This window comes from Fusobacterium sp. DD2, assembly GCF_018205345.1.
In the GTDB taxonomy this organism is placed as follows: domain Bacteria; phylum Fusobacteriota; class Fusobacteriia; order Fusobacteriales; family Fusobacteriaceae; genus Fusobacterium_A.
Window position 1 is genome coordinate 1 of record NZ_JADRHM010000083.1, and the last position, 9,427, is coordinate 9,427.

Genomic DNA, 9,427 nt, shown 5'->3' on the forward strand with positions numbered 1-9,427 from the left:
TTCTCAGCTACTTTCTATCTTATTATTCAAATTATAATTTCCTAATATATAAAAAACAAAAAAAGCCTAACAAATGTTAAGCTTTTTTATTTTATTATTGTGCATATACATATTTATATGATTAGTCTTTTAAAAACTTATCGTAATATTTAGCAAGTCCACCTTGTGAAGTTTCCTTATAAGCTGAGCACATGTCACAACCTGTTTCTTTCATTGTAATTACAACCTGGTCAAAAGTAATTGTGTGTTCTCCATCAGTTGATAGAGCATAGTCAGCTGTATTTAAAGATCTAACTGCAACTATTGCATTTCTTTCAATACAAGGTATTTGAACATATCCACCAACTGGGTCACAAGTCATTCCAAGGTGATGCTCAAGTCCCATCTCTGCTGCATATTCTATCTGTTCAGTAGTTCCACCTAAGATGTAAACTGCCATACCTGAAGCCATAGAACAAGCTGCTCCTATTTCAGCCTGACATCCACCTTCAGCACCTGAAATTGTTGCATTTTCTTTAATAAGGTTTCCAATTAAACCAGCTATTGCAAGAGCTCTTAAAGCAGTAGTTTCATCTAATTCATACTCTTCAATTAAAGCTCTTAAAAGTCCAGGTATTACCCCAGCTGCTCCACATGTAGGAGCTGTAACTATTGTTCCTGCTGAACTGTTTTCTTCAGCTACTGCAAGTGCATAAGCAAATATCTTTTTAGTGATTACAAGATAATTTCTCTTTTTATCAATTTTATCATAGATCTGTTTTGCTTTTCTTGGAAATCTTAATTTTCCTGGAAGTACTCCATCCTTTAAAATTCCTCTTGATACAGCTGCATCCATAGTATTTAAAATATCTCTTAAGTGATCCCAAATTTCTGGTCCTTCACAGTGTTCTACATATTCCCATAACTCTTTGTTGTTCTCTTTACACCATGCCATGATGTCATCCATTTTTGTTAGAGGATATACACCTTGAGCTCCACTTCTCTTATCTGTAAGCTCTTTTATAGTTCCTCCACCAACTGAGAATACAAGCCAATCTTTCATTACATTTCCATTTTCATCAAGAGCATAGAATTTCATTCCATTTGTGTGATACTCATGGATAAATTCAGGCATCCATACTATCTCAGTCTTTTTAGGTTTTAGTGTTTCAATAATTATCCAGTCTGTTAAGTGTCCCTTACCAGTTGCAGCTAAACTTCCATAAAGCTCAACTTTGTATGAAGCCGCATCTTCTGTTTCTGCTTTAAATCTCTTTGCTGCTCTCTCTGGACCCATTGTATGAGAACTTGATGGTCCGCATCCAATTTTAAATAATTCTTTCAAACTATCCATACTAGTTACCTCTTATATCCTGTACAGTTTTAATCTTATAATTTTTAAAGATTAATGATCCTAAAAATCCGGCAAATATACCAGAACCAGCGCACATTAGTGCTACCTTTGTTACTGTCATTGCATCGTTGAAGCCATACATTACCATAAGTCCTGCTATTGGAGTTGCAGTTCCTGTTGCATTGTTTACAAGTTCAAATAGAGCTACGACCACTCCTGCTAAAGCTCCACCGATAAAGTTTGTTACATAAACTGGGATTGGGTTAGCTGAGATGATGTCAGCTTGTGTAAGTGGTTCTATTGCTACAGCTATTGTAGTTTTTCTATCTCCAAATCCCATTCTGTGGAAGAAAACTCCATTCATAAATGATGATCCCATTACTGATAGTGCTCCAATTGCCATAGGTACACCTGTAAGTCCCATCATAGCTGTAAGTGCCATTGATGATAATGGAGCTGTTGCTACTACTGTAATAACTCCACCTAAGATGATTCCCATTATTATTGGGCTTGTGTGAGATGCTGATTCAAGAATTCTTCCTATATTTAAAAGAGTTGAATTTACTATTGGGTTTGATATTGCTGCAATAAGTCTAGCAAGTGGTGCCATAAAACATATTACAAATATCAGGTCTAATCCTTGAGGGATTCTTTTTTCTAATTGAGGAATAATAAATGATAAGATATATCCTGCTAAAAATCCTGGTAATATTCCAAATCCTGCTACTGATACTCCAACAAGTACTGCATATGTAGGGTTAACACCTAAAGCGATAGGTACAAGTATAGCTGCTGCTGTTCCTCCAAGACTTCCTGCTGCATTACCAACTTCACCTAAAAATGCGATACCAAATAAATCTCCACCAACATATTTTTGGAAAGCTTCTACTAGGAAACTTGCTGTTGCTGCTCCTGCAAGTGCTCCCATTGCCTTCATACCTTTAGGCATTTTCATACTGAATAGTGAAAATCCTCCTAAAACGATTAATAACAAAACGATTCCTTTAATAACCTCCATGTCAATCTCCTTTTTCTTTTAAAAATATTTTAATTTGTGTTTACTTATACTTAACAATATTCAACTATTAGTTAACCATATATTTCGTTCTTTTTATGAATATTGCTTTTTTTTTATATACATGAAAAAGTATATCATAGCAAATAAAATATTTCAACGACTTTTTTCAGTTTTTTGAAATATTTTAAGTTTTTTAAATTATGTATTCACAATAAGCACAAGTGTTTTTAAACTTTTTTTAATAAAAATCTTAATATAATTTCATTATTATATATTTTTATAATTTACATTAAACTGAAATTGAGATTATTCTTCCAAATTAATTTTAAAAAAAATGAAAAAATTTTTAAAAAAATAATATTTTTTAGGAATTATTAATTTTTTTTATACTTACTATTTTCCTTCAACATTGTATAAATTCAAATAAAATAAAGTTTCGTGTAAACTTGCTGTGCAGTCTCACGAATTATTTTAAATTCTACTGTACATTCTTAATTTACAATAGGTGCTCTTTATGATATAATTTTATAAATTAAATTACATTGGGGAGGAGCAGTCGTCGATGAAAATAGGAGAAAAAATTAAAGCCATTAGAAAAGGTAAAGACTACACATTAAAACAGCTGGCTGATATAACTGGACTTTCAATAGGATTTTTAAGTAATATTGAAAGAGATTTAAACAGCCCTTCAATAAGTAACCTCCAGCAGATCTGCTCTGCACTGGGAGTAAACCTTATGGAAGTCTTCGATGAAGAAGCTGGAAACAATCCTATAACCAGAGCTGCTGAAAGAGAAGAGATATTTAACAATACACAATCATCAGTAAAAGTTGAAAGTCTTTTAAATGGAAAGGCAAGTCTCAATGGTATAGCTATCACTTTGGATGAAGGAAATAATACATTCAGTGATATGTCATGGGGACATGGTTATGATGAAATAGGAATAGTTATTAAAGGGGCACTAGAAATAGAGCTTGATAAGGTAGTTTATCACCTGAACGAGGGAGACTCTATATTTATAAGAGAAGGAACACCTCACAGATACAAAAATCCAAGTGAAGGAACTTCAATAGTTTACTGGTTCTCTGCTAAAAACAGATAATTTTAAAATATGAATAAATTTATATGGATTTATAAGTTCAGTTTCAAATTTGGAGCTGAACTTTTTTTATTTAATTTATTTTTCAAATCTCAGTTTTTGAGGTATAACATAATAAAGAGCTATTATTATTAATATGTATACACACAATAATAAAAATATTTTTTCATCTCTTTAAATGCTTAATTTATAAGGGGTATAGCTATCTAAGTATAAATTTTATTATATGATAAAAGGAGGGTATTTATGAAACTGATAACGCTAATTGAAAACAGTATGGGTAGTAATCCTGATCTCAAATGTGAATTTGGCTTTTCTACATATATAGAAGATGAGGATATCTCTCTTATTTTTGATACTGGACAGACTGGAGAATTTGTTTCAAATATTGAAAAGTTAGGACTGGATACAACTGAAATAAAGAATATTATCCTAAGTCACAACCACTATGACCACGCTGGTGGAGTGGAAAAATACATAAAGAGATTTGGAAATGATTTTACACTTAACGTTAATAAAAACTTCTTTGACAAGAGGTTTATTTTAACAGATAAAGTCTCAAGAATTTTGAGCTGCAACAGACTCTATAAAATATTAGTTGACAACCATATAAAAATAAAATTTATTAATGACCATATACATAAGATTTCAAAAAATATAACTCTGTTTACTAATTTTGACCTTATTACACAGTTCGAAAAAACAGATCCTACATACTTCAGAGGAGAACCAACATCACTAAAACCTGATACAATGAGTGATGAGATAGCTTTGGGACTGGACACTTCAAAAGGATTTATAATTCTTTGTGGATGCTCTCATATAGGAATTGTCAACATTATAAAAAACATAGAAAAGTGGACAGGAAAAAAAGTAAATGGAATAATAGGTGGTCTACATTTGAGCCATGCTCCCAGTGAAAAGGTAGACGGGACAATAAAATTTATTAAAAATAACAATATCTCATTTCTTGGAATTTCACACTGTACAGGTGAAAATGTGCTCGAAAAATTTAAAAATGAAAATAGAAGTATTTTCAAAAATAATACTGGAAATATATTTATTCTATAAAAATATCAATATGTATACGGACAGTAATAAATACTGAATATATATAAATTGAGGCTGTTAAATTGCTAAACTTATAAAAATAAAATTCTCGGCATTAGAAATTGTTTCGTAATTTATGCAGCGAAACAGAATACTGAAAATTCGACTGTTTGAACGAAGTGAGTTTCGGATTTTCTTTCTGTAAGCAAAATAAATAGAAATAATTGATAGCTAAGAGAATTATATTTTTTAGAGTATTTGCAACAGCCTCAATAATTTATAAATATTCAGTTCATGGGAACAACCTCAAAATTTGGAAGTTCCAGAAGATCATATGGAAGAATAAGTCTATCTTTTCTTTTGAAATCATAATCAAAATGAGGATCCTTAAGCTCCTTTGCAGTCTGATAATATAAGAACCACACATATTGAGAACAGTAAAATTTTCTATTATTATATTTATCAAATGTAATCTGATACTCTCTGTTTGAATATCTTTTTACATTGATTAAAAGTCTGTGCATAAATCTTCTATCCATATATCTGTATCTTAAGACTACAATATCTCTATCTTCATGGAGCCAGGCTAAAAGAGGTGCCTGAATAAATCCTGCACCTATCATAGGATATTCAGCAACACTCCATGGTGTAAGTACAATTGCTGAGTGTCCAAACCAGCTTGTTGGAGAGCTGGCTATTTTATTTTTAACTATAATATCTCCAACCTGCAATCTATCAAGTTTTCTCATTACACTTTTACCACTTACCCATTGAAGTTTCCTTACTCCTTCTGGAGTATTTACACTTTGTAGATTTGAGCATCCTGAAAAAATAATCAGAAAAATTAAAATCTTAATAATCTTCATTATCTATCCCCGTTTTTTATTACTTTTCTCTCTTAGCATAGCTTGTGAATACAAATTTATCACTTCTATGGTGAGATTCAGTATATTCAAATAAAAGTCCATTTTCAAGATAAGCAAAGTTTTTAACAATAACAACAACATTATCCTTATTGAGATCCAGATACTCTTTATCCAGTTCAGTTGCCTTTTCTACAGAGATAATCTTTTGAGCACCATTTATTTTTACCCCTTTTTTCTCTTCTAAAAACTCATATATGGAATCACATGCTATCTCAGGAGTCAATCCTTTTAAAATATCCTTTAAAAAATAATTCTCATCTAAAATTATCTTCTCTCCATTTATCTCACGGACTCTCACAAGATGATACAGAAGCTCTCCAACTGGGAAATGTGTAATCTCACTTAGTTTCTCATCAACTACTACAACTTCTAAAACAGGTACTGAGGTACTGTATTTTAGTTTATTTTTAGCTGATGACTCCTTAAAACTCTGATTTCCACTTAAAAGAAATGTCACAGGAATTTTTTTCATTACAAAAACTCCCTTTCCCTGTATGGAACTTAAATACCCATCAGATGCCAATAATTCAATAGCTTTTCTAACAGTATTTCTGCTTACAGAAAAAAAGTCCTTTAGCTGATTTTCAGATGGAATTTTCTCTCCAGGAAGATAGTTCTCATTTTTAATATTCTTTTTTATATACTCATATATCTCCATATACTTACTATTGCTCATTTTTACTCCTATCCATTCTTTAAAATATTACCTTTTCTTAAAATTAATTATAACAGAAAAATATCCATAAGTAAAAATTTACTTCTTAACTTGTTTAAACAAGTTATTGACATTGCAATATATAAATGCTAAAATATGTTCAATAATAGATTAAATAGTTTGATATAAAATTATAGGAGGAGTGAAAATGGGCAAATATTCAAATGAAGCTAAAGAGATTTTAAATCTTATCGGTGGAAAAGAAAATTTAATCAGTGCTACACATTGTGTTACAAGATTAAGACTTGTTTTAAAGGATGAGAAGTTAGTTGATAAAGAGGGATTAGAAAATTCTCCAAGTGTCAAAGGTTGCTTCTCTGCAGCTGGTCAATTTCAAATTATAATTGGAAATCAGGTTAAGGAATTTTATAAGGATTTTATCCAAGTGGCTCAGATAAAAGAGGTTTCAAAAGAAGAGGTTAAAAAGATAGCCAGCTCTAAAGGAAACACTTTCCAAAAAGTAATAGCAAGTTTTGCAGAAATATTTACTCCTCTATTACCAGCTATCATAACTGGTGGGCTTATTCTTGGATTTAGAAATATCATTGGAGACCTGGCAGTATTTGGTCCTAATGAAAATCAGACTCTTACATCTATCTACCCAAAATTGGCAGAACTTCACAGTTTCTTATGGATATTAGGGGAAGCTATATTCCACTTCCTACCTGTTGGAGTAACCTGGTCAACTGTTAAAAAATATGGTGGTACAGAGATTTTAGGTATTGTTTTAGGAATTACTCTTGTATCTCCACAACTTCTTAATGCCTATGGTTATGCAAGTGCACAGGCTGCTGGTGCAGTGCCATTCTGGGATTTTGGATTTATAACAATTCAAAAAGTTGGATACCAGGCTCAGGTAATTCCAGCAATGTTAGCAGGAATATTTATGGTTAAGTTTGAAACTTTACTAAAAAAACATGTTCCAGAAATTTTAAAAATGATTTTAGTACCATTTTTAGTACTATTTACAACAGTTGTTCTATCATATTTAGTAATAGGACCTGTATCAAGAGAGATAGGAAACTACATTGCATATATATTTAACGTTTTACTAACTGGTCCATTTAGAGTCATAGGAGCTGTACTATTTGGTATGTTATATGCACCTCTTGTAATCACTGGGGTTCATCACACATTCCTAGCTGTTGACCTGCAACTTATTGCTCAGGGTGGAACTATGATATGGCCAATGATTGCTCTAAGTAATATTGCTCAAGGTTCAGCTGCAATTACAGTTATGCTTTTAAATAGAAAAGATGAAAAAATCAAATCACTATCTCTATCATCTGCTATCTCTGCATGGTTAGGTGTTACAGAACCAGCGATGTTTGGAGTTAACTTAAGATTTATGTATCCTTTCTATGGAGCTTTAATCGGTTCTGCATTAGCTGCTGTTTACTCTACAATAAGTGGAGTTCTTGCAAACTCAATTGGTATAGGTGGTCTACCTGCATTCTTAGCTATTCAACCTAGATTCTGGGTCAACTATATTATAGCTATTATCATTGCAATTATAGCACCTATGGTAGCTACTTATCTCCTTAGCAAAAACAAGATTATCAAAATTAAAAAATAAGAAAAAGGATGGAATTATGTTAGAAAAAGATTGGTGGAAAAGTTCAGTTGTTTATCAGATATATCCAAAAAGTTTTTATGATACAAATGGAGATGGAATTGGGGATATTCAAGGGATTATAGAGAAATTAGACTATCTTAAAGAGCTTGGTGTAGATGTTATATGGACAACACCTATGTATATCTCTCCTATGAAAGACAATGGATATGATATTGCAGATTATTACAATATTGACCCCTCTTTTGGAACAATGGAGGATTTTGACAGACTTCTAGTTGAAACACATAAAAGAGGAATGAAACTTATAATGGACATGGTTATAAATCACACTTCCACAGAGCATAGATGGTTTAAAGAGGCATTAAAAGGCCCTGAAAACAGATATCACGACTATTATATCTGGAAAAAAGGGGATAGAGAGAGAAAACCTAATAACTGGCTTTCAAAATTTGGTGGAAGTGCATGGGAGTATGTAGAATCTCTTGGAGAGTACTATCTACACCTATTTGATGTAACTCAGGCAGACCTTAACTGGGAAAATGAAAATCTCAGAAAGGATATCTATGAGATGATTAATTTCTGGTTGGATAAAGGTGTTGATGGATTTAGACTTGATGTTATAAACCTTATCTCTAAAAATCAGAATTTCCCTGATGATACTCTTGCCAATGCTTCTTCTGATGGTAGAAGATTCTATACAGATGGCCCTAGAATCCATGAGTTTTTAAAAGAATTAACTAAAAATACCTTTGGTAAAAAAGAGGGAAGTTTAACTGTTGGTGAGATGTCATCAACTACTATTCCAAACTGCATAGGATATACAAATCCTGCAAACAGAGAGCTTTCAATGGTATTTAATTTTCATCACCTGAAAGTTGACTATACAAATGGAAATAAATGGGAGCTTGGAACTCTTGATTTTAAAGCTCTAAAGGATATTATGTTTAAGTGGCAGGTGGAGATGGAAAAAGGAAATGGATGGAATGCGGTTTTCTGGTGTAACCATGACCAGCCTAGAATAGTTAGCAGATTTGGAAGTGAAAAATATCTAAAAGAATCTGCTAAGATGTTAGGTGCAGCTATTCAGCTTCTACGTGGAACTCCTTACATCTATCAGGGTGAAGAGATAGCTATGACAAATCCAGATTTTAACACTATAGACTCTTTTAGAGATGTAGAATCTCTAAATAACTACAAAATTTTACTTGAAAAAGGTAAAACTAAAGAAGAAGCTATAGCAATACTAAATCAAAAATCAAGAGACAATAGCAGAACTCCAGTTCAGTGGAACGCATCTCAAAATGCCGGATTTACAACTGGTACTCCTTGGATAGGTATATCTAGTAACTACAAGGATATAAATGTTGAGGATAACCTTAAAAATAGTGACTCTGTATTCCACTTCTATAAAAAACTTATAGAGCTTAGAAAAGAGTATAAAGTTATATCACATGGTAGCTTTACCCCTCTATATGAGGAACATGAAAAACTTTTTGCATATGAAAGAAAATGGGAAAATGAAGGGTTAGTTGTTATAAATAATTTCTTTGACTGTGAAACTGAAGTTGAACTTGATAACAGATATGCTGGTCAGAAGGTTTTACTAAAAAATTATCCAGATGTTAAAATAGATGGAAATCTGTTAAAATTAAGACCTTATGAGACAGTGGTTATCTATAATGAAAATATGAATAAATAATATTATATTTA

8 protein-coding genes are annotated in these 9,427 nt (G+C 31.8%); 4 read left to right on the forward strand and 4 right to left on the reverse strand.

Features of this window, described 5'->3' with window-relative positions; all coding sequences use genetic code 11:
* Positions 1–121: 121 nt before the first annotated feature.
* Both IX290_RS10450 and IX290_RS10455 read right to left on the reverse strand, forming a co-directional pair.
* Positions 122–1,333 (reverse strand): L-serine ammonia-lyase, iron-sulfur-dependent, subunit alpha, encoded by a 1,212-nt coding sequence (locus IX290_RS10450; RefSeq protein WP_211493131.1) that lies wholly within the window; start codon positions 1,331–1,333, stop codon positions 122–124.
* Between the two features lies 1 nt (position 1,334).
* Positions 1,335–2,351: a PTS sugar transporter subunit IIC gene (locus IX290_RS10455; protein WP_211493132.1), complete on the reverse strand. Its 1,017-nt coding sequence runs from the start codon at positions 2,349–2,351 to the stop codon at positions 1,335–1,337.
* Between the two features lie 562 nt (positions 2,352–2,913).
* Between IX290_RS10455 and IX290_RS10460 the strand changes: the two genes are divergently transcribed.
* Both IX290_RS10460 and IX290_RS10465 read left to right on the forward strand, forming a co-directional pair.
* On the forward strand, positions 2,914–3,453 hold the full coding sequence (locus IX290_RS10460; RefSeq protein WP_211493133.1) for a cupin domain-containing protein: 540 nt from the start codon (positions 2,914–2,916) through the stop codon (positions 3,451–3,453).
* 243 nt (positions 3,454–3,696) lie between these two features.
* Positions 3,697–4,521, forward strand: a complete 825-nt coding sequence (locus IX290_RS10465) for an MBL fold metallo-hydrolase (protein WP_211493134.1) — start codon at positions 3,697–3,699, stop codon at positions 4,519–4,521.
* Between the two features lie 266 nt (positions 4,522–4,787).
* On the opposite strand, the gene IX290_RS10470 is transcribed toward IX290_RS10465, so the two are convergent.
* Both IX290_RS10470 and treR read right to left on the reverse strand, forming a co-directional pair.
* Positions 4,788–5,366: a YiiX/YebB-like N1pC/P60 family cysteine hydrolase gene (locus tag IX290_RS10470; RefSeq protein ID WP_211493135.1), complete on the reverse strand. Its 579-nt coding sequence runs from the start codon at positions 5,364–5,366 to the stop codon at positions 4,788–4,790.
* Between the two features lie 19 nt (positions 5,367–5,385).
* Positions 5,386–6,102 (reverse strand): trehalose operon repressor, encoded by a 717-nt coding sequence (treR, locus tag IX290_RS10475; RefSeq protein WP_211493136.1) that lies wholly within the window; start codon positions 6,100–6,102, stop codon positions 5,386–5,388.
* A gap of 187 nt (positions 6,103–6,289) precedes the next feature.
* On the opposite strand from treR, the gene treP reads away from it, so the two are divergent.
* Both treP and treC read left to right on the forward strand, forming a co-directional pair.
* Positions 6,290–7,717, forward strand: coding sequence for a PTS system trehalose-specific EIIBC component (gene treP / locus IX290_RS10480; RefSeq protein WP_211493137.1), 1,428 nt, complete (start codon positions 6,290–6,292; stop codon positions 7,715–7,717).
* 16 nt (positions 7,718–7,733) lie between these two features.
* Positions 7,734–9,416 (forward strand): alpha,alpha-phosphotrehalase, encoded by a 1,683-nt coding sequence (gene treC / locus IX290_RS10485; RefSeq protein WP_211493138.1) that lies wholly within the window; start codon positions 7,734–7,736, stop codon positions 9,414–9,416.
* Positions 9,417–9,427 lie beyond the last annotated feature (11 nt).